We start from the raw sequence: 20,717 nt of genomic DNA, 5'->3' as shown, positions 1-20,717 counted from the left end.
TCAAATAATGATACAATCCACGCACAGAATAACCATTATATTATATACAACATTACTTTATTTATCAAGTAGAGAAGTCTTTACAAAACCCTTGAGAGCACGATAAGCTCCCTCAAATTGAAAGCGCATGCCGTCTGTGATGCCATACATTCCACGTGTCTCTTCCTCTTGTCGGGAGCCGTTTAAACTCTCAGAAACAAATTGGTGCAACGCTCCTGCCCAAATATCCAGCAAAACGTCTTCGCCTTCCAGCAATTTCCGATATTCATCCGACCCATAAATCGACATGATGAACTGGCCCCAGAGCTCTTGTGCAAAATAATACAGCGTAGGCTCATGCACCTCAGCCTGCCCGGCTACCCGCTCCAGCACATGACTCACCTGCGGAGGAAAATCCTCCGTCTGCAGTGGCACGCTCTCGATCTCTACAAGTACCTTTTCATGTCCACGAATCAGCTTCACTGTTCCCTGCATCCCACGCCGCTTAAGCGTCTGCAAGGTCCGAAATTGCAGCAGTGGATGAACATTATCCCCCTGTAGCCAAGTGGTCAGCTCCTCGTCAACGCCGCCACCTTCCAGATAGGATAGCTGCTCTAGTGCAAGTATTGTCGCCTCAGACAGAGGCTCGTTCATCACCCGCTGCAGCAGCTTTTTGGGATACCCCGTATCCTCGTTCATTTTGGATTTGGCCAAAAAGCGGGCCATATCCTCTTCCCTTAAATCTTCGTCTTCGGGGTGAACAGCTCCCTCCGCATCTCCATTCTGGGACGCGTAAGGAAATGCCGTTTCGAGCCATTCCAGCAGGGACCGCCATTCCTCGTAATTTCGCTCTTCCTGTCCTTGACACTGCAGCAAAAAACGAAGCAGCTCCATCGCTTCCCCGTAGCGTTCACTTTCCAGCATCACCGTCAGCTGGATTTGATAATAGTCCAGTGTCTTGGGGAAAAGGACGATATTCTCTTTGGTGGCGGGGGAATCCGAATGTTTAATGAGGGCACCTCCTTATGTCTACTTATGTGAATGGAATCCTAACCATTATAAAAGTTATTAATACCTTAAGCTTCTTCCGAAACTTAATAATTGTAGATTATAGCATACCCCGTACTCTTTTTAAAAAACAGCTTGAAAAAAAACACCCCATATGATATGATAATTCCTGCTTGCTTTTCTGCCAGCAACCATGTCCCGGTAGCTCAGCTGGATAGAGCATGCGCCTTCTAAGCGCACGGTCGGGGGTTCGAATCCCTTCCGGGACGTCATATAGAAACAGCCTTCCTTCGGGAAGGCTGTTTCTGTGTTCAGGGGAGGGGTTGGGTGGAGCTCAGGGAGTCACTGGGACGAATAGTCGACTGAACGACTGAGCTTAAAGATTCGCTGCTCTGGATTAGTTGAGTTTCAGAGATTAATGGAGCTTGGATTCGAAGCTCAGAACCTGATGAAAACTTAGCCTCGTCGGAGCTCAGGGTCCGATAAAGCTTAGCATTCGAAACTTAGAATTTGGTGAAAACCTGGGCCTCGTCGGGCTATGAGTCGATGGAGCTTAACTTTTGATGCTCGCTCGGACTTGGTCACACTTAGAACTCATTGGGGCTCAGGGTTCTGTGAAGCTTAGCAATCGATGATCAGTTTCTATGAGTCAGTACCACATCATACCCGCCGCATTAGAACATTACGGCTGCTTTTCCGGAGAAACGCAGCTACATGCTATCTAATTGCATTTTCTGCAACTAAAAGTACCCTTTTACCTCCAAAAATCGCTTTAATTGCATTTCATACACTTATATTCTCAGATTTACGCCTAGAATGGTCTTTTCACCATTTTTAACTGCACAAAGTACAATTAAACCCAAACAAACCTATCACCATCAAAAATAAGTGCATAAAGTGCAATTAAAAACCACTCTTATCACCACTACTCATCACTTATTACTCACCATCCACCAATCATTACTCATTACTCATTACTCATTACTCATTACTCATTACTCACTACTCACTACTCATCGAATATTAATATTCACATTCCCATTTCTGATTTTTAAATATGGGAACATTTTTAGCTCTCTATAAGCGTGGCCAATCTAATTACTCAAAAGACACGCGCATTAGCAATATTATCGAAGGATGAGACTATCCTGCTTATTTAATCGAGAATAAAAAAACTGTTCACGGCGTTTTCTTCCGCCGAGAGACAGTTTTTTATGCATGTTCTTCCTTTATAAGCGAATCAGCGCCCTTTGCGGCGATTTCCAAGCCAGAGCGGAAAACGGAAAGCAAAGTTAATAAACAAAACTACAAATACTAGTACTGCCGCTGATTTGTCAGCGATTTGCCGCGCATCTTCTACAATTGCCTCAGATTGTACATACCAAAGGTGTACGGCCAGGGTTTCTCCCGGCGAGAACAGATTAAAGTCCCACATTTCGCCCGAGGTACTGAGACCAGCGGTAAGGATAATAACCGCAGACTCCCCGAAGGCGCGTCCAGCAACGAGACAAATCCCAGTAACAATGGCAGACATTGCAACGGGTAGGACAACTGTGCGGATCACGTGGAATTTAGTCATGCCCAGTGCATATCCAGCTTCACGCATCTCCCCAGGAACAGCACGGACCGCTTCCTCCGTCACACGTGCAAGCATAGGCAGATTCAAAAGCGCCAAGCTTACCCCACCGCCAAGAATCGTCAGGCCGATCCCAAAATATTCAGCAAATATCGCAAGACCAAGCATACCGAATACAATCGAGGGAACCGAAGAGAGCGCCTCTACACATATACGCAGTCCGCCTGTAAAAGCATTATCCGGAGCGTACTCCGCCATATAAATTCCTGCACCTAAACCGATAGGGACGGAAATAAGCAGCGAGATGAACAAAATATAAAAAGAGTTGAAAAGTACAGGACCAATCCCGCCACCTACGTCTATCTCTTCAGGCTGTTTGATCAGGAAATCAGGTCGCAGCGCTGGCAGGCCTTTACTAAGAATCGTGAAGAGCAGCCAGAAAATTAGCAGCATGACTAAAGCCCCAAGCGTATAAAACCCAATAGTCGCGAGCTTATTGCGTCTCTGAGCACGCGCTGTATGCTTTGTACTTGCGAATCCGTTCACGCTGCATCCCTCCTTTTTCTACCCAGCACGCGGATGATCAGAATCAGTACAAAGGAAATCACTAGCAGAAGAAAGGCCATCATATGTAGGGCATAATTCCAGGTTGACTCAAACTCTACATTCGAGATTTGCATAACGATGTTACTAGTCAAGACCGAAGCAGGTGTAAATAAGGTTTTCGCCAACTGTGGTGTGTTTCCGATAACCATAACTACAGCCATTGTCTCCCCCACAGCACGAGTCATCCCGAGGATGACCGCGGAGATAATCCCTCTGCTAGCCGCAGGCAAAACAACACGCATAATGACTTGCAGACGGGTAGATCCAAGAGCGTACGCAGCATCCCGATATTTGCGTGGAACAGCGACAATAGCATCATCACTGATTCGGCAAATTGTTGGCAGGACCATTAATGCGAGTACGAGGGCCGCAGCCAGCAAACCATCACCCAAGCTCTCCCCACTAACTCTACGCAGGAAAGGAAGTAATACCGTTAAGCCTAAATAACCATATACTATAGAAGGAATACCAACGAGCAGATCGAGCACCGGGCGAATGAAGGTCTTCATCCACTTCGGAGCAATCTCCGCACAGAGCACGGCCATGCCTACCGAAATAGGAACTGCGATCAGCAGGGTCAAAGCCGTCAGTGAAAGTGTATTTACAATGAAGGCAGCAGCCCCAAAGGAGTCCTCTTCAGGCGTCCAGTTAAAAGAAAAGAAAAAGTCCGCAGGCGAGAGATGACCAAACAGAAGCAGCGCCGTTTTGCCGATAAATAGGATTACAAGTCCAAGCACGAAACAAAGTGCAAGAATGCTGAATAAGAAATAAAAGCGGAATAATCGGTTGCTAAACATATGTCTACTGTGACGTTTGGAGTTGGCGCTAACTTCTGTAACGCCCTCCTTAACCTTAGTTGCCAGGTTGTGGACTGGTGCCCCCATACTTTCCCTCCTGTAAGCGGCCAACCCCGTATCAAAATCGGGGCTGGCCGCTGTTACCATTCAATATGATCTTCAGATGTTATTAACCCTTCATTGCTGCGATCGGAATGAATTTAAGCTTTTTCAGAGAACCTTGTTGGAACTTTTTACTTTGTACGTATTCGATAAATTCTTTAGTTGCGCCAGTAGGCTGGCCTTTAGTCATGTAGTAACCATAAGCCCAAATCTTATAAGAACCGTTGATTACGTTGTCTGTAGTAGCTGCGATACCGTTGTGTTTCACTGCTTTTACGTCGCCACTTACATAAACAAGGTCGATATAACCGATGGAGTTAGGAGTTGTTCCTACTGCTGTTTTCATGTCGCCGGATGAACCTGTTTCTTTGTAGTTCTTAGCTTTTTTAACGATATCTCCGCCGTCCAAAGCTTTAGCCTGATAGTTAACGCGGGTACCAGAACCGAATGAGCGAGTGATGACAACGATATCTGCATCTGCGCCGCCTACTTCTTTCCAGTTGGTGATTTTACCAGCGAAAATACCTTTAAGCTGTTCTGTTGTAAGGTTATCTACACCCACATTTTTGTTCACGATCGTGGCAAAAGGAATGACAGCCACTTTGTTCGCTACCTGTCCGTCAAATGCTTTGAAACCTGGTACGTCGATGCTAGCATCCCAGTCGCAAGCGCCGATATCAGCGATGCCTTTTTTTACAGCTTGTGGTCCAGTTACAGAGCCTTTACCAGATGCTGCGATTTTCACTTTAGGATGCAGCTTTTGGAATTCTTTTGCCGCTTGCAACGTCAATGGAAGAAGTGCGGTCGAACCGTTAACGGTGATTTTGCCACTAAGTGAATCTGCTGCTGCTGCAATCCCTGCAAAAGATGCGGTTACCGCGATTACGGCTGTTAAAGCCGTTACTGTTAATTTCTTGAAGATTTTCATTGTACTATTTTCTCCTCTCGGCTCTAGGCCGTTAAAATATGTTTGAAATAATAATTATTTAGTCAGTTGCAGCCCTTTACCGCCTTGGATAACCCATACGCTGTCGCCGCTCACAATCGCAAGCTTGCTTCCGTCTTTAGATACAGATACTTCAGATACATCTTCAGCCGTACGGAACAGTTCGGTCTTTGCACCACTACCATCGATAGAATAGATCACTGTGCTTCCGTCTGCCGTAGTACCTGCCACTACCAAATCATTGCTAACGCCAGTGGACCAATTCACTTCGATATCAAGTGCAATATTAGTGCTGGTTGCGTCCGCTTTTACAAGCTTCAGGGTATTCTTCGCATTGCCGTCTGCATCTGCGCTCAGGTATGCCACATTTCCATCAGCCAAAATCTCTGGGTAAAGCTTGTTATCTGCTGTAGTTGTTAGTGCAGCTGGTTTAGCATCTTTTGTAGCCAAATCAAGCTTGTAAAGCTGCTCTCCTGCCGAGCTAAAGTCAACCGTAAGAGAATCTTCTGTGCTGTCTGCATCATTTTTAGCAACACCCGTCAAATTAACGATATAAACGGCGCTTTTTTCGTCAGCAGAAATACGCAGTTCGGATTTATTCTCAACCTTGTCAGCCAATACGGATTTAACATCACCAGTCTCTACTGAGATTTTAGCGATTTTTTCTTGCTTGTCTCCTTGGATGAAATAAATGCTTTTCCCATCTTTGGACCAAACCAGATCTGTCTTCACACTATTGTCGGTGCCTAGTGTTTTAACAGCTCCGCTAGACAAGTTAATCAGATTCAGCAAACCTTTCTCATCATTAAAAGCTCCCCACTGCTGATCCGGCGATACTGCAAAGTCCACTGCACTGTCATTTGACGAAAACACTTCATAGTTACCTGGTTCTGTACTGAATTTGATAAGCTGAGTAGTTTCAGCATCACTTTTGTTCGCAATCAGGTTGCCAGCTGCCGTCCAGTGCAAAGTATCAAACAAACCTTCAGGACGTGCAAAGCTCAAAATCGTGCTAACATCAGCGTCCAGCTCTCCACCTAATGCAGTAACTAACTTAGTAAGCTCTACATAGGTTTTACCGTTATAAAACACTGGAGCCACTGTGAACGATTCGGAATTACCATCTACTTGATAGCTCTTTGAGCCTGTTTTGAGTTGCACATTATGTAGTCCTTTGCTGTCGTTAAGTTCAAACCCGCTTGTTCCCAGTACTACCTTAGCCCCAATTTCTCCAGCTACCTGAGTCAGCGAGTAAAGCTTGTAACCACTGTTGTTAATGGTGTTAAACACAATCGGCGTTCCGTTTACATTCCAAGTAGTTGTACCTTCTTTAACTGCTGTTGCAGCAGCGACTTGATTGGTAGCTACAAATTTTACATTACTGCCGGTGCTAGCTGCAGATACACTTCCAACGCCTACTGTTGCAAGAAGTGCTGAAGCCAACGTTGCGCTAATCCATTTACTGTTTTTCAATTAGATTCACCCTTTTCGTATAGGTAACTGCTAATGTCATTTTCGTCTACAATTGTCAATTCTGTTGCAGAGGAATGTAATGGAAATATTAACTAGTATTCTTTTTTTAAAAAAACCAGGTAACCAAATGAACTAAGCAGCAAAAACAGCCTCTTTTCGTAAAAAGGTGCTCGGTGCAGCTGCCTTATTTAGTTGGAGAATTGTTTGGGATCTTGGGGTGACGTAGGGACTAATTTGATATTGCAGGCGCGTGGAGGGAACTTGTTGCTGAGGTGGGTGGGTGGAGTATATTGCGGAGGTCGCTTGGAGTGTGGGGGGAAGCTTATTGAGGAGGTCGCTGGGCCACGTGGAGTATATTTCGGAGGTCGCTTGGGTGCGTGGGAGAGCCTTGTTGCTGAGATCGATGGGCACATGGAGTATATTGCGGAGGTCGCTTGGGTGCGTGGGGGAAGCTTGTTGCTGAGGTCGATGGGCACGTGGAGTATATTTCGGAGGTCGCTGGGCACGTGGAGTATATTTCGGAGGTCGCTTGGTGCGTGGGAGAGCCTTGTTGCTGAGATCGATGGGCACATGGAGTATATTGCGGAGTTCGCTTGGAGTGTGGGGGAAGCTTATTGAGGAGGTCGCTGGGCCACGTGGAGTATATTGCGGAGGTCGCTTGGGTGCGTGGGAGAGCCTTGTTGCTGAGATCGATGGGCACGTGGAGTATATTTCGGAGGTCGCTTGGAGTGTGGGGAACGTATTACGCTGGTCGCTTGGCGCGTGGGGGAAGCTTGTTATGTGGCTGCTGCTTACAATTTAAAAACTAACTGGTCTGTTGTGGCGCATTCTGCGTAAGGGTCATCGTAGGAGATTCGGCTGATTGTACGGGATTTATACCGTTCTTTTGAACTTTAGCGGGATAGACCTCATTGTACGGGATTTATACCGTTCTTTTACTAACTTTAGCGGGATTGAGCTCTTTGTACGGGATTTATACCGTTCTTTTGCTAACTTTAGCGGGAATGAACTCATTGTACGGGATTTATACCGTTCTTTTGCTAACTTCATCGGGATTGAGCTCATTGTACGGGATTTATACCGTTCTTTTACTGACTTCAGCGGGATTGGGCTCATTGTACGGGATTTATATCGTTCTTTAACTGACTTCAGTCGGATTGAGCTCATTGTGCGGGATTTATACCGTTCTTTAACTGACTTCAGTCGGATTGAGCTCATTGTGCGGGATTTATACCGTTCTTTTGCTTGATTTATCTAGATCATGCTTATTTAGTGGCATTTATGCCCTTCTTTTGTCTGGTTTAGGTAAACCCGTGCTATTTTGAGGCATTTATGCCTTTCTTTTAGCTGATTTAACTGGATCGGCGCCATTTAAGGGCATTTATGCCTTTCTATTACCTAGTTTAGGCGGACTGACGCTATTTAGTGGCACTTTTGCCTTTCATTCAAATCATCTCTATATACATAGTAAAAGGACAAGTTGAATTAACAAACCTCAATTGGGATTAAGCTAATACTGTGGGATACATTTGTATAAAATATATGGTTTACAATTCCTAACTTTTGATGCAAGATAATGAGTGAGTACTCACTCATTATCTAATCAGAGTGTACAGAGCAGTATAATTCAGGAATATCTCAACACCTTCTACACCTTCATCACCATCACCACCACCTTATCAGCAACATCTTCACCTCAAGCAAGTATCCCAGAACATTCAGAATCGAGGAGATAAACATGGGTTCAGAGGTTCCAGTTATTTCAGTGAGCCATGTCGGGAAAGCGTTTGGAGAGAAACAGGTGCTCGAGGATATTTCGCTTCAAGTGGAACGTGCGGAAACCTTTGGCATACTAGGGCCATCGGGCTCAGGAAAAACAACATTAGTGAAGCTGCTTACAGGTATCGATGAGGTAACCTCCGGCGAGGTGAAAATACTTGGCGTGACGATGCCGAAGCTGACTATGCTGCAACAGATTGGGTATATGGCCCAGTCTGATGCCTTGTACACGGAGCTTAGCGCGAAGGAGAATCTGGAGTTTTTTGCAGCGCTATATGGACTAAAGGGGGAGCAACGCTCCAAACGCATCACAGCCGTAATGGAGATCGTTAATTTACAAGATCATTTAAGAAAAAGAGTAGACCAATACTCCGGCGGGATGAAACGCCGCTTATCATTGGCGATCGCGCTGCTGCATGAACCGCCGTTGCTTATTCTTGATGAGCCTACAGTTGGCATAGATCCGGTATTGCGGCTATCCATCTGGAAGGAACTAAAAGCGCTGAACCAGAAAGGCACCACCATTGTGCTGACCACGCATGTCATGGATGAAGCTGAAAAATGTGACCGGCTCGGAATGATCCGTGATGGCAAGCTACTTGCCGCCGACACGCCTGCCGGACTGCTGCAAGCCACCGGTTCAGCTTCTATTGAAGAAGCCTTTTTATATTATGGAGGTGTGCGTTCATGAGAATCCGAGCGATCACCTTAAGGATTTTGCGACAATTTATTCATGATAAAAGAACGATGGCATTAATGTTCATTGCACCACTCCTCGTTCTAAGCTTAATGAGCTTGGTCTTCAACGGTGACGCCTATGAACCCAAAATCGGTGTGTCCGGTGTACCTCTAAATATGTCAGCTGCGTTAAAAGAACAAAATGCCATCATCAAAGAATATGCCAGCGCAGAGCTGGGAAAAGGCGCTTTAGTAGAAGGAAAAATTGACGCTTTGATCACTTTGAACGGATCCGCCGGAGATTCGCAAGTTACGCCTCAAGTGCTGCTAGAAGGTAGCAACCCTACAGCCAACAAGGCAGTAATCATGACGCTGCAACAAATCTCCCAGAAGCTTCTTCCAAGCACAAAGGAACAATTACAGCCGCAGATCAGCTATCTTTACGGTTCTGAGAATATGAAGACGATCGACCGTTTCGGTCCCATTATGATTGGCGTATTTGTTTTCTTTTTCGTATTCTTGATTGCAGGTGTATCCTTCTTAAGGGAACGAACCACAGGCACGCTTGAACGCCTACTTTCGACTCCATTAAAAAGATGGGAGATTGTGCTCGGGTATGTATGTGGTTTCGGCATATTTACCGTTTTTCAGGCGCTATTGATCTCATGGTATTCCATACAGATTCTTGGCATTATGATGACAGGCAGCTTTGGTTACGTGTTGCTGATCACATTACTCCTATCGATGACAGCGCTGACGTTGGGCACACTGCTGTCGGCTTTTGCAGCCAATGAGTTGCAGATGATTCAGTTCATTCCACTCATTATAGTGCCACAAATCTTCCTCAGTGGATTATTCCCGCTTGATACCCTTCCACTGTGGCTCCAGCGCGTTGGCCTCGCTACACCGATCTATTACGGATCAGAAGCTCTGATGAACATTATGGTCCGTGGCAAAGGATGGAGCGCAATTGCAATGGATGTCTATGTACTTATAGGATTTTCGCTGCTATTTATGCTGCTGAATGTATTGGCACTGCGCAAGCATCGCAAAATGTAACTTCACAAAAGCTATTATCATTGAAACAAAATGAATCAAGCATGGAGGGTTATTGTAATGAAAGAGGAAGTTTCTACGGAACAAAATATAGAAGAGCAGTGGATAGAAGAGTTGCTGACCCTTAGCAAAGACGAGAAACTGACACCGAAGCAGATTTCTATTCTACAAGCGGCGATTGAGGTGTTTTCCGAAAAAGGATACTCTGCGACATCCACGAGTGAAATTTCTCAGAAGGCGGGCGTGGCGGAGGGAACGATTTTTCGCTATTACAAGACTAAAAATGATCTGCTGCTTGCCATAGTAGGTCCTACCATGAGTCGCATGCTTGCGCCTTTTGTGCTGCGGAATTTCAACGGCGTGCTTGATATGCCCTACGACAGCTTTGAGGAGTTCCTGCGGGCATTTATGATCAATCGGCTGGATTTCGCCCGCAAGAATTTTAAAATTCTTAAGATTCTTATTCAGGAGATTCCTTTTCAGCCAACAGTTAGAGCGCAGTTTGTAGAGAATATTCTTAGCAAAATACTGGAGCGCGTGATTGATATTGTTGAACATTTTAAGGAAAAGGGTGAAATCATCGAGGTGCCTACACCCACACTTATACGCTTCACACTCTCATCTGTCGTAGGTTATTTGATGAATCGCTTGCTGCTGCAGCCAGATAAGGACTGGAACGACGAGGAAGAAATCAACCTGACGATCGCTTTTATCATGCATGGAATAAGTAAAACAACACCCCCTATTTGATGCGCACGCCCGTTCTGTTATCATAAGTACTATATTAAATTCGGACTTTTCAAGATCAAGTTATGAGGAAGGAATTATGTTATGGGCTTTAGTGTATCAGAACGGGTAATCAAACTGCTGTGCGGCAAGTCTATTTTTGAAAAAGGATTAGCTTATTACCAAACTGAAAGTGTCGATATAATTGAAGTTGAAGAATACAATGTCTCCATTCCAGATTTGCCCCGCTCTCGATATGAAGCCATTGTTCAGGGGGCGATCGACTATGAAGTTATGGTGGTCATTGATATTGATGGGGATGTCCAGGCAGAGTGTAATTGTCCAGCCTACTCCCATGGGGGGCCATTCTGTAAACATATCGCGGCTGTGCTGATCAACGTTGACGCCCTTAAAACTGGCCGAGATCGTTCAGAGCCTACCGGAGCTTCGCACCTGTCCTCTATAGAAGATACTGAGATTCTAACCCCACGTATTTTTACAGATACTGCGCAAGACAACGGGGGAAAGTCCAGAGATCAACAGCTCGTGAGCAGCCTACTGGGGATGTTCAGCAACCATACACCGCGTCCTAGCGGTACGGGGGCTTTTGTAGATAACAGACTTCCTCTAAATATAGAGTTTACATGCAAGCCGTTCACTTATAGTTACAGCCACACCATGCTGGGTATAGAAATGAAAGTCGGTCCAAAACGTCTATATATTGTTCAGAAAATAAGGGGATTTCTAGAAAGCGTACACCGCGGAGAATCCTTTGAGTTCTCGAAACATTTTATCTATGATCCTGCCATTTACAGCTTTCGGAAGGAAGACAATGTTGTTCTACAGAAGCTGATTGATATTGTATCAAATGAAAAAATGTACCGCGATAACGTAACTCCTTACTCACCATATGGGGGAAGTATTGGGGGAGATCGTTTGCTGGCCGTCCCTCCTTTTTTCTGGGAGTCGCTTCAGCCTGCGCTTTCAGAGGTCTCTTCGGTATTTTTGCAACAAGAAGAGGTGCTGTACGAAGGCATCCTTGTGTCTAATGAGGCGCCTCCACTCAGCTTTGAATTTGAACAGGCAGAAGAGGATGGATATCATCTGGATATTCAAGGACTTGAGCAGATTTCGGTCTTAGAAGATTACGGGATAGTACTAACGGAAGGTAAGTTGCTGAAGCTATCCCCTCAAGAATGCATACGCCTTGCTGAAATGAAAAAAATGCTGGATTCCTCCCGCCGAAATGGTATCGATATTGCCCCCGAGCAAATGGAGTCTTTTATGGACAAGGTTATTCCTGGTCTGAAAAAGCTAGGCAACGTCCATATCGCCGATTCCATCGCGGATCGGATTGTCCAACATAGGCTTATCGCGAGACTTTATCTGGACCGTGTGAGAGATCGGCTGCTCGCCGGACTAGAGTTCCAATATGGTGACATTGTGATCAATCCCTTAGATGAAAAAGCCCATGTTCGCGGGACGAATTTGATTCTTTTGCGAGACGGGGAGGGAGAAGCCCGCATTCTGGAGCTGATGGAGCACGAATCCTTCGCTAAAACTGAGGGCGGATATATTATGACAGACGAAGAGGGCGAGTACGATTTTTTGTACCATACCATTCCGCTGCTGGAACCGCTGCTTTCGGTCTATGCGACCTCCGCAGTCAAAGCAAGACTGTTCACGAGCACTACACCCCCAAAGGTGAGCATTAGTTGGAATGAAAAGACGGACTGGCTTGATTTTAAATTCGATATGGGCGGGATTCCAGAAGCTGAGATTGTTATGGTTCTGAAATCCCTGCAGGAAAAACGCAGATACTACCGCTTGCCTGATGGGGCCCTGCTACCACTGGAGAGCGAGGAGCTTCAAGAAATCATTACCTTTATGAATGATATAGGCATCCGGGAAGGTGAGATCAAAGGGGTGGAATTTTCTCTGCCCGTTGTTCGCGGGTTACATTTGACCTCCACGGATGCTAAGAGTGACTCCATTAAGCTGGGCAGATCCTTTAAAAGGTTACTTGCGAACATGCGGAATCCTGAGAATCTTGATTTTCCTATACCTGACAGTCTGGTTCCTGTGCTAAGGGATTATCAACAGTATGGGTTTCAGTGGCTGAAGACGTTGGCCCATTACCGTTTTGGTGGTATTTTGGCGGATGATATGGGGTTAGGCAAAACGCTGCAAAGTATCGCTTTTCTCCTGTCAGAACTTCCAGAGATCCGTCAGAATGGACTGCCTGCCCTAATTGTCGCTCCTGCGTCTCTCACTTATAACTGGCTTAATGAGCTTAAAAAATTCACACCAGAGATCAAAGCTGTCATTGCAGACGGTAGTCTAATTGAACGCGGGCGGATTTTAAAAAATACAGCAAAAGCTGATGTAATCATCACTTCTTATCCGTTGCTTCGCAGAGATGTTCAGCTGTATGCTAAAAAGTCTTTTCATACTCTGATTCTCGATGAAGCACAAACTATAAAAAACCATACTACACAGACAGCCCAAGCTGTAATGGCGCTACAAGCCCGGCACCGTTTTGCACTTACGGGTACTCCCGTGGAGAATGCGTTGGAAGATTTATGGTCCATTTTCGGCACCGTGTTCCCTGGGTTGTTTCCAGGCAAAAAAGCTTTTCATGATTTACCAAGAGAAACGGTTGCGATGCGGGCGCGTCCCTTTTTGCTGCGGCGCTTAAAGAGTGATGTGTTAAAGGAACTTCCGGACAAAATCGAATCCGTACAAGCATGTGAACTGCTGCCGGAGCAAAAAAAGTTATATGTAGCTTATCTCGCCCGTTTGAAAAAAGAGGCGCTTAAGCATTTGACCCAAGATAGCTTCGGCAATAATAATCGGATCAAAGTTCTGGCGGGACTAACTCGTCTGCGCCAGTTGTGCTGCCACCCTGCTCTTTTTGTCGATGGATATGAAGGAAGCTCTGCTAAATTCGAGCAGCTGCTCGAAATTATAGAAGAATGTCGCAGTTCGGGTAAACGTATGTTAGTATTCTCACAATTCACAGAGATGCTCGGCCTGATTGGACGTGAACTAGGATATCAGGGCATTCCATACTTTTATTTAGATGGTCAAACGCCTGTTTCTCAACGAGTAGATTTATGTAATAAATTTAATGAAGGAGAGCGTGATATTTTCTTAATCTCCTTAAAGGCCGGCGGGACCGGGCTCAACTTAACTGGGGCAGACACTGTAATCCTTTACGATCTTTGGTGGAACCCTGCCGTCGAGCAGCAAGCTGCGGATCGGGCTCACCGTATCGGACAGAAAAATGTAGTACAAGTAATTCGTCTCGTCACCCAAGGCACCGTAGAGGACAAGATGTATGAGCTGCAGCAGAAGAAAAAGAACTTGATCGATGAGGTCATCCAGCCAGGTCAGGAAAGCTTGTCTACCCTCACAGAGCAAGACATCCGGGAGATTCTGATGATCTAAATAACAATGTTTGAGAAAAAATCAGGGATATCCTGCAGCCTCTATGGCTATCGGGATATCCCTTTTCTTCAGATTATGCAATTGTAACTCCTGCACTAGCGTAGCCAGCAACAGTAGTTGCAACGTCAATGCCAGCCGTGACCGTCGAAGTGAAGACCAACAACAAGCGTTCTCCCACAGTTACAGGAATGCTTAAGCCTGTGGTATTACCACTGCTAATAGTTCCAAGAGCAATTAATCCTGTAAGCGGAGGACTTAACGTAACTAAAGCCCCAGGTACTGCTGTGAAGGTATTGTTAGGTGTAGTAGATCTGTATAATTGAGCCGTGATTGTTACCGTAGAACCCACCAAACTAACGGAAGATGTCGCACTGAAATAGGCTGCCATAGACGTAAGCGTTCCTGTTCTAGGAACCGAGAACGCAAAGTTCAGCAAGGTTCCAGCCGCTCCAGTAAGATCTATAGTACCGCCTGTAATACTGATATTGGTCGCACTGCTACCAAAACCAACTGCACTTGAAGTATTCAAAAGACCCCCTAATACAGTGGTCATAGCAACTGGAAGTCCAGAAGAATATGGAATGATTGCGCCTGCGCCAGCAGCACCTGTGGCTCCGGTTACACCAGCACTTCCTGTCGCTCCCGTTACGCCAGCACCTGTCGCTCCCGTTACGCCAGCACTTCCTGTCGCTCCCGTTACGCCAGCACCTGTCGCTCCCGTTACGCCAGCACTTCCTGTCGCTCCCGTTGCTCCAGCGCTTCCTGTTGCTCCCGTTGCTCCAGCGGTTCCTGTCGCTCCGGTTACACCAGCACTTCCTGTCGCTCCCGTTACGCCGGCAGTTCCTGTTGCTCCCGTTGCTCCAGCGCTTCCTGTTGCTCCCGTTGCTCCAGTACTTCCTGTCGCTCCCGTTACGCCAGTACTTCCTGTCGCTCCCGTTACGCCAGTACTTCCTGTCGCTCCCGTGGCTCCGACGCTTCCTGTAGCTCCGGTTACGCCAGCACCTGTGGCTCCGGTTACGCCAGCACCTGTGGCTCCCGTTGCACCAACGCTTCCTGTAGCCCCAGTAGCACCTGTAATTCCTATATTTTCTCCATATAATTCAGAGTAGACAAGGCGATGAGCAGTCACTAGTTGGCCTGTGCTGCTTTTTCCCCAAACTGAAATTTGAATGGGATCATCAATCATAGTAGGTGTTGTGAATAAAAATTCAAATGAATCAAAGTTTGCATAATAGTCATTAGTAATTACTTGATTAGGAGCTACATTAACCAGCTCACTTACATATAAAGTTCTTGTCCCATTCATATAATAACCTTCGACTTGAACCGTTGACGGAGTGTCATCGCTCTGATTAACAATTTTAAGAGTAATAAGCTGAGTAGGTCTTACGCCGCCTACCAGATTATTTTCTATGGGACCAGTAGATAGTTGACTCAATTTTCAACACCTCATTTTTTATGAAATTATAATACTCGTATTATTTGAATTTCGAAAATCAACTCACCTGAACAAAACTATCCTCAAGAGTTTCGTATAAACTAGGTTTTTATCTATAATCATTCCTCCCACCTGCTCTAAGTTGATAATCTATGAGCCTACAAATCAGTTCATATTTTTTGGCTCTTTATAGTATTATTCTTATTTTGAATTAAGGTGTGGACATCCATTTAAAAACTACCAATATATTTTAGAAACATTGAAGTCGCTTGAATTTTCATAGTGGTAGTACAGTAAGATATAATTCTAAAAAACATTTTTTCGCTCCAGTCGACTCGCGACATATCCTTAACAAAAATAGAGATAACCCGGAAAGCCATACTAATAGCTACCGAGTTACCCCTATTTTATACATCTAACTTAGAGATAATTTAAGTTAATTCATGAATAGACCATACAATCCCTGATGTGTTGGCACCACCCAGATTCAAATTTAAGGTCAAGCCATTCGCTACATAGAACAATCCAATAACATCCCCAGCCGTCAGTGAAAATTCTCCAGCTAGCGTTACTGTTCCGCTTCCTAATATTGCTCTTAAACTCAATACAAGCGCAACATTCACGTCCAGTATAGGGAACAAACCAGTTATTAAGTTTGTTGCTATAGGGGTAGTTCTCTGAACTACGAAAGCAGGATTGACTCCTGCCCCAAGACTTATCGAAAGCGCAGCCGTTGTGGAATAGTTGATGGTCGCTTCAATAGAATATCTGCCTGTTGTTGGAACTGTGTAATTACCCGAAACTGGATTGAAGGACGGACTAGTAAAAGAAGGAGAAGTCACAGTCCATCCCGTAAGTTGAGAAGAAGCAGCAACTGCCAAAGATGACAGACGTGCAGAAAATCCCTCAGCTTGAACGTTCGGTCCGGTTGCTCCTGTTGCTCCTGCTATCCCCGTTGCTCCAGTTTCTCCAGTTACACCTGTTACCCCGGTCACTCCAGCTACTCCTGTTGCTCCGGTTACTCCGGTTGCCCCAGCTACCCCAGTTGCTCCAGTCGCACCTGTTACTCCAGCCGCTCCGGTGGCTCCCGTTGCTCCATTTGCTCCTGTAGCACCCGTTGCGCCAGTTGCTCCATCTGCTCCGGTCGCTCCTGTTACCCCCGTTGCTCCGGTCTCTCCTGCTCCGGTCGCCCCTGTTGCACCTGTTACTCCATCGGCTCCCGTTGCTCCAGCCGCTCCATTTGCACCAGTCGCACCTGTTGCTCCATCTGCTCCTGTTGCTCCAGTCACTCCTGCCCCGGTAGCTCCCCTTGCTCCATCTGCTCCTGTTGCTCCAGTCACTCCTGCTCCGGTGGCTCCTGTAGCACCAGTCGCCCCTGTTACTCCATCGCCTCCTGTTGCCCCTGTCTCTCCTGCTCCGGTCGCTCCTGTTGCTCCATCCGCTCCTGTTGCTCCAGTCGCCCCAGTTGCTCCATCGCCTCCTGTTGCTCCAGTCACTCCTGCTCCGGTGGCTCCTGTAGCTCCCGTTGCTCCAGCCGCTCCCGTTGCTCCAGTCACTCCTGCCCCGGTTGCTCCTGTTGCCCCCGTTACACCTGTTACTCCGGCCGCTCCTGTTGCTCCAGTCACTCCTGCTCCGGTCGCCCCTGTTGCACCTGTTACTCCATCGCCTCCAGTTGCTCCAGTCACTCCTGCTCCGGTGGCTCCTGTAGCACCCGTTGCTCCAGTTGCTCCATCTGCTCCTGTAGCTCCGGTCTCTCCTGCCCCGGTTGCTCCCCTTGCTCCATCCGCTCCAGTTGCACCCGTTGCTCCAGCCGCTCCAGTTGCTCCAGTCTCTCCTGCTCCGGTGGCTCCTGTAGCTCCCGTTGCTCCATCCGCTCCAGTTGCACCCGTTGCTCCAGTCGCCCCAGTTGCTCCAGTCTCTCCTGCTCCGTCTGCTCCTGTAGCACCCGTTACTCCATCCGCTCCCGTTGCTCCAGTCGCACCTGTTACTCCATCGGCTCCTGTCGCACCAGTCTCTCCTGCCCCGGTAGCTCCCCTTGCTCCATCCGCTCCAGTTGCACCTGTTACTCCATCGGCTCCAGTTGCTCCAGTCACTCCTGCCCCGGTAGCTCCCCTTGCTCCATCCGCTCCAGTTGCACCAGTCGCCCCAGTTGCTCCATCTGCTCCTGTCGCGCCAGTTATACCTTGCGTTGCACCAAGTAACTCTGTATGCACAAGTCGATGCGCAGTCACGATTTGGCCAACGCTATTTTTTCCCCAGACTGAGATTTGAATCGGATCATCTACCAGACTTGTAGTTGTAAATATAAATTCGAACGCTTCAAAATCAGCATAATAATCACGTGTTATGACTTCATTAGGTGCTACATTTACCAGCTCACTTACATATAAAGTTCTTGTCCCATCCATATAGTATCCTTGAACAAGAGCCATTGATGAATCAACGTCACTTCGGTTATCAATTTTGACAGTGACATGTTGAGTAGGTCTTACACCCCCTACCATACTATTGTCTATCGGTCCGGTAGATAAATAACTCAATTCCTCATCACTCCTTTAACGTTAACTGTTTCACTAAAAAAATTATTAAATTAATACTGCCTGCTTCTCCCATGCAACTATGCGATGAGGATCTACCAATGCTCCGGAATTCTGTTTTCCCCAGACTGAAATCCCAATCTCTGCTTCAACTTCTTCTACTGTTGTAAACACAAATTCAAATGCGTCTAAGTCGGCAAAATAGTTCTTAGTTAAGACTTGATTGGGTGCTAGATTTACTGTTTCATTCACATACATCGTTCTTACTACATCTAATACAAAACCTTGAATTACAAGGTTATAAGGATTGATAGCATCGCGATTTACTATGTTCACTGTTACGATTTGTGTCTCTCTAACTCCCATAAAAGAACTGTTATCTATAGGTCCTGTTGTATATATTGCCATCTTTTTTGTTCCTCCCCTCTATTACAAATTGAAAGTTTAGTACGGCAACATTAGTTCTATGATTCGAAATGATTAGCTATATACTGCTCTATACAGCTCTATACAGAAATATTCGTAGCTTAAAGTTACGTGTGGACGTTTTTACATAGAATTGTCAGATTTTTTTATTGAAGAACTCATTTCCTATACCCGCAATCTACTAAACTGTTAATTTACATGCTGTATACATTAGACAAGCAAGCTCAAAATCCACTGTTATTGTATCGCTATCCTTACAACGTTGCCGGAAGAAAGCAGCGCTGTTAAGATATACTGACTTTTGCAATCAATCAAAAGATGTGCCTTATAGCTAAACCAGAACATGTCTTCAGAGCTATTCTTCACTTATATTAATTTTCATGTCACAAAAATCCTCAGACGGAATAGAATAATTAGATAAATTCTTTTGAAGTACATCTTTCCAAAAAACTTCTAAAAAATGTGTAGCTCACCTATAAAAAGGTGTACTGCTCAGGTTGGTGAAGCTAGACAGGTTGTACAACAATTGTCTGGATCATGAGGGGGTAAATAATGATTAACAGGAATAGTTTGTTTCAAAGAATTATGGAAATACAAACTGATTCTTCCTTACATGATTTTGGAGGGGGGAGCCCTCTGAATAAATGTTATGTTATGGCATACTTAATCAAGAAATTCGACCTTAAGAATTATGTGGAGATTGGTGTTTATAAAGGAAGAAGTATCTTTTCTGTATCACAAGCTATTAAAGATAATACTGGAACTGCTTATGGAATAGACCCCTATGAGCTCAGTGAAGCCATGCAATACAATATTGATGAAAACTTAAGAGATCAAGTAAATCACTTTGTTGAAAAATTAAATTTCGAAGATCTATATATAAATTTTATTTTAAAGCGAGAAGCATTTGGACTTAAAAATGTAATTGAATTAATCCGAAAAACCTCATCCGAAGCTGTTATAGATTTACAACATATCGAAATTGATATGCTCCATATAGATGGCAATCATGAATATAAGCATGTTCTTGAGGATCTCACCAATTATGCTCCGCTTATTAAAGACGGGGGATTCATTGTTTTTGATGATATCCATTGGGATTCAGTAAGACAATGCTATGACGATATTAAACAGGATTATATTGTTTTATTCGAAACGATGTATTATGGAATTCTAATGAAAAAAGAAAAAACTCAAAAAAATGTAGACCTTGCAAATTTAACCTCAAAAAAGCTAAAAAGTCTTTATACTAAGCTCCGTAATATTGAACAACAAATACAAAAAAAGAAACCTACGGTTAACGTAGGTGTTCTTGCATATAACCATGAAAAATATATTCAACAATGTCTTCAATCTATTGTGACTCAAAAAGGTGACTTTAATTTAAAAATCGTTATCTGTGACGATAAATCGACAGACAAAACAGCCGAGTATATCGAGTCGTTTATTAAAAGCTCTCCGATTCCTAATGGAGTAAACCTTGTATTCTTAAAGGGTGAAGAAAATGTGGGAATGGTTAAGAATTTACAACGCCTATTGGAAGCTTGCCAAGGGAGTGACTTTTTAGCATTAATCGATGGTGATGATTATTGGAATGAAGAACATAGGCTGCAAGAGCACATAGACTTCTTAGGAAGCCATCCAGAATGTGCACTTTCGTTTGATAGTATTATTTTATATTGGGAGAACCAAGGTGTATTTGGACCTCATCCCTTACAGCACGCTAAAACTAAAGAGATTTATACTACTGTAGATATCATTCAGTCTAATATAATCGGAAACATCTCCTGTTGTTTTTACGATGCGAGCTACCTGAATCAAATCCCAGATGATCTATTTACCTCCTCCTTTGTTGGGGATTGGATATTAAATATATTCTATTCTCAGTTTGGAGACATCGGTTATATTAATAAACCTATGACCGTTTATAGAAAGCACGATGATGGGATTTGGACTGGAAATAAGACATTTAATCAATTTGAGAAGAAGAAATATCTAATTGAAAGTGTAGATAAATGTAACCAGCTTTTAGATTTTCTTTATGATGAAGAGTTTACTAAAGTGAAAAATCAACTACCAAGATATCTTTGAATCTACCTAACACTTTAAACCAGTGATATGACCATAGGCATATCTCAAA

At 44.9% G+C, this 20,717-nt stretch carries 15 protein-coding genes and 1 tRNA gene; 8 read left to right on the top strand and 8 right to left on the bottom strand.

The window, feature by feature from the left end; translation table 11 throughout:
- Window positions 1-57: 57 nt before the first annotated feature.
- Window positions 58-903 (bottom strand): hypothetical protein, encoded by an 846-nt coding sequence (locus tag MHH49_RS15940; protein WP_036685042.1) that lies wholly within the window; start codon window positions 901-903, stop codon window positions 58-60.
- A 279-nt stretch (window positions 904-1,182) separates the two neighbouring features.
- On the opposite strand from MHH49_RS15940, the gene MHH49_RS15935 reads away from it, so the two are divergent.
- Window positions 1,183-1,256, top strand: a tRNA-Arg gene (locus MHH49_RS15935).
- A 971-nt stretch (window positions 1,257-2,227) separates the two neighbouring features.
- Here MHH49_RS15935 and pstA read toward each other — a convergent pair.
- The 4 genes from pstA to MHH49_RS15915 form a co-directional block, all read right to left on the bottom strand.
- Window positions 2,228-3,109 (bottom strand): phosphate ABC transporter permease PstA, encoded by an 882-nt coding sequence (pstA, locus tag MHH49_RS15930; protein WP_036685040.1) that lies wholly within the window; start codon window positions 3,107-3,109, stop codon window positions 2,228-2,230.
- The gene (gene pstC / locus MHH49_RS15925) at window positions 3,106-4,053 is read right to left on the bottom strand and encodes a phosphate ABC transporter permease subunit PstC (protein ID WP_036685038.1); all 948 of its coding nucleotides are present in this window, start codon (window positions 4,051-4,053) and stop codon (window positions 3,106-3,108) included. The genes pstA and pstC overlap by 4 nt, the downstream gene beginning before the upstream one ends.
- 82 nt (window positions 4,054-4,135) lie before the next feature.
- Window positions 4,136-4,996 (bottom strand): phosphate ABC transporter substrate-binding protein, encoded by an 861-nt coding sequence (locus MHH49_RS15920; RefSeq protein ID WP_038573065.1) that lies wholly within the window; start codon window positions 4,994-4,996, stop codon window positions 4,136-4,138.
- Between the two features lie 54 nt (window positions 4,997-5,050).
- The gene (locus tag MHH49_RS15915; protein WP_339809334.1) at window positions 5,051-6,487 is read right to left on the bottom strand and encodes a stalk domain-containing protein; all 1,437 of its coding nucleotides are present in this window, start codon (window positions 6,485-6,487) and stop codon (window positions 5,051-5,053) included.
- A 550-nt stretch (window positions 6,488-7,037) separates the two neighbouring features.
- On the opposite strand from MHH49_RS15915, the gene MHH49_RS15910 reads away from it, so the two are divergent.
- The 6 genes from MHH49_RS15910 to MHH49_RS15885 all read left to right on the top strand — a co-directional run bounded on the left by MHH49_RS15910 (window position 7,038) and on the right by MHH49_RS15885 (window position 14,176).
- Window positions 7,038-7,289: a hypothetical protein gene (locus MHH49_RS15910; RefSeq protein ID WP_341138264.1), complete on the top strand. Its 252-nt coding sequence runs from the start codon at window positions 7,038-7,040 to the stop codon at window positions 7,287-7,289.
- Window positions 7,290-7,349: 60 nt separating this feature from the next.
- The gene (locus tag MHH49_RS15905; RefSeq protein WP_341138263.1) at window positions 7,350-7,736 is read left to right on the top strand and encodes a hypothetical protein; all 387 of its coding nucleotides are present in this window, start codon (window positions 7,350-7,352) and stop codon (window positions 7,734-7,736) included.
- Window positions 7,737-8,225: 489 nt separating this feature from the next.
- Window positions 8,226-8,957, top strand: coding sequence for an ABC transporter ATP-binding protein (locus MHH49_RS15900; RefSeq protein WP_076129437.1), 732 nt, complete (start codon window positions 8,226-8,228; stop codon window positions 8,955-8,957).
- A complete protein-coding gene (locus tag MHH49_RS15895; RefSeq protein ID WP_340940857.1) occupies window positions 8,954-10,003 on the top strand; it encodes an ABC transporter permease in 1,050 nt (349 codons plus the stop codon). The genes MHH49_RS15900 and MHH49_RS15895 overlap by 4 nt, the downstream gene beginning before the upstream one ends.
- A 57-nt stretch (window positions 10,004-10,060) precedes the next feature.
- Entirely contained in the window at window positions 10,061-10,750 is a 690-nt protein-coding gene (locus MHH49_RS15890) for a TetR/AcrR family transcriptional regulator (protein WP_341138262.1), read from the top strand.
- Between the two features lie 81 nt (window positions 10,751-10,831).
- Complete coding sequence (locus tag MHH49_RS15885; RefSeq protein ID WP_341138261.1) at window positions 10,832-14,176, top strand: DEAD/DEAH box helicase; 3,345 nt, start codon at window positions 10,832-10,834, stop codon at window positions 14,174-14,176.
- A gap of 73 nt (window positions 14,177-14,249) precedes the next feature.
- Here MHH49_RS15885 and MHH49_RS15880 read toward each other — a convergent pair whose 3' ends face one another.
- The 3 genes from MHH49_RS15880 to MHH49_RS15870 all read right to left on the bottom strand — a co-directional run bounded on the left by MHH49_RS15880 (window position 14,250) and on the right by MHH49_RS15870 (window position 18,559).
- Window positions 14,250-15,482, bottom strand: a complete 1,233-nt coding sequence (locus MHH49_RS15880) for an exosporium glycoprotein BclB-related protein (RefSeq protein ID WP_445667570.1) — start codon at window positions 15,480-15,482, stop codon at window positions 14,250-14,252.
- Between the two features lie 563 nt (window positions 15,483-16,045).
- Complete coding sequence (locus MHH49_RS15875; RefSeq protein ID WP_341138259.1) at window positions 16,046-18,154, bottom strand: collagen-like protein; 2,109 nt, start codon at window positions 18,152-18,154, stop codon at window positions 16,046-16,048.
- 45 nt (window positions 18,155-18,199) lie between these two features.
- Window positions 18,200-18,559, bottom strand: a complete 360-nt coding sequence (locus MHH49_RS15870; RefSeq protein WP_076099427.1) for a hypothetical protein — start codon at window positions 18,557-18,559, stop codon at window positions 18,200-18,202.
- 570 nt (window positions 18,560-19,129) lie between these two features.
- Between MHH49_RS15870 and MHH49_RS15865 the strand changes: the two genes are divergently transcribed.
- Window positions 19,130-20,668: a class I SAM-dependent methyltransferase gene (locus MHH49_RS15865; protein ID WP_341138258.1), complete on the top strand. Its 1,539-nt coding sequence runs from the start codon at window positions 19,130-19,132 to the stop codon at window positions 20,666-20,668.
- Window positions 20,669-20,717: the final 49 nt, after the last annotated feature.

The organism is Paenibacillus sp. FSL F4-0122, assembly GCF_038002845.1.
Taxonomy (GTDB): Bacteria; Bacillota; Bacilli; order Paenibacillales; family Paenibacillaceae; genus Paenibacillus_AQ; species Paenibacillus_AQ odorifer.
Note: the sequence above shows the minus strand (reverse complement) of the source record. Positions and strands in the feature narration are given on the sequence as shown.

Excerpts from the sequence above, each read along its gene's own strand:
- MHH49_RS15940 (WP_036685042.1), bottom strand. The coding sequence starts at position 903 with ATGCTGGAAAGTGAACGCTACGGGGAAGCGATGGAGCTGCTTCGTTTT.
- pstC (WP_036685038.1), bottom strand. The coding sequence starts at position 4,053 with ATGGGGGCACCAGTCCACAACCTGGCAACTAAGGTTAAGGAGGGCGTT.
- MHH49_RS15920 (WP_038573065.1), bottom strand. The coding sequence starts at position 4,996 with ATGAAAATCTTCAAGAAATTAACAGTAACGGCTTTAACAGCCGTAATC.
- MHH49_RS15900 (WP_076129437.1), top strand. The coding sequence starts at position 8,226 with ATGGGTTCAGAGGTTCCAGTTATTTCAGTGAGCCATGTCGGGAAAGCG.
- MHH49_RS15895 (WP_340940857.1), top strand. The coding sequence starts at position 8,954 with ATGAGAATCCGAGCGATCACCTTAAGGATTTTGCGACAATTTATTCAT.
- MHH49_RS15890 (WP_341138262.1), top strand. The coding sequence starts at position 10,061 with ATGAAAGAGGAAGTTTCTACGGAACAAAATATAGAAGAGCAGTGGATA.
- MHH49_RS15885 (WP_341138261.1), top strand. The coding sequence starts at position 10,832 with ATGGGCTTTAGTGTATCAGAACGGGTAATCAAACTGCTGTGCGGCAAG.
- MHH49_RS15880 (WP_445667570.1), bottom strand. The coding sequence starts at position 15,482 with ATGAATGGGACAAGAACTTTATATGTAAGTGAGCTGGTTAATGTAGCT.
- MHH49_RS15870 (WP_076099427.1), bottom strand. The coding sequence starts at position 18,559 with ATGGCAATATATACAACAGGACCTATAGATAACAGTTCTTTTATGGGA.
- MHH49_RS15865 (WP_341138258.1), top strand. The coding sequence starts at position 19,130 with ATGATTAACAGGAATAGTTTGTTTCAAAGAATTATGGAAATACAAACT.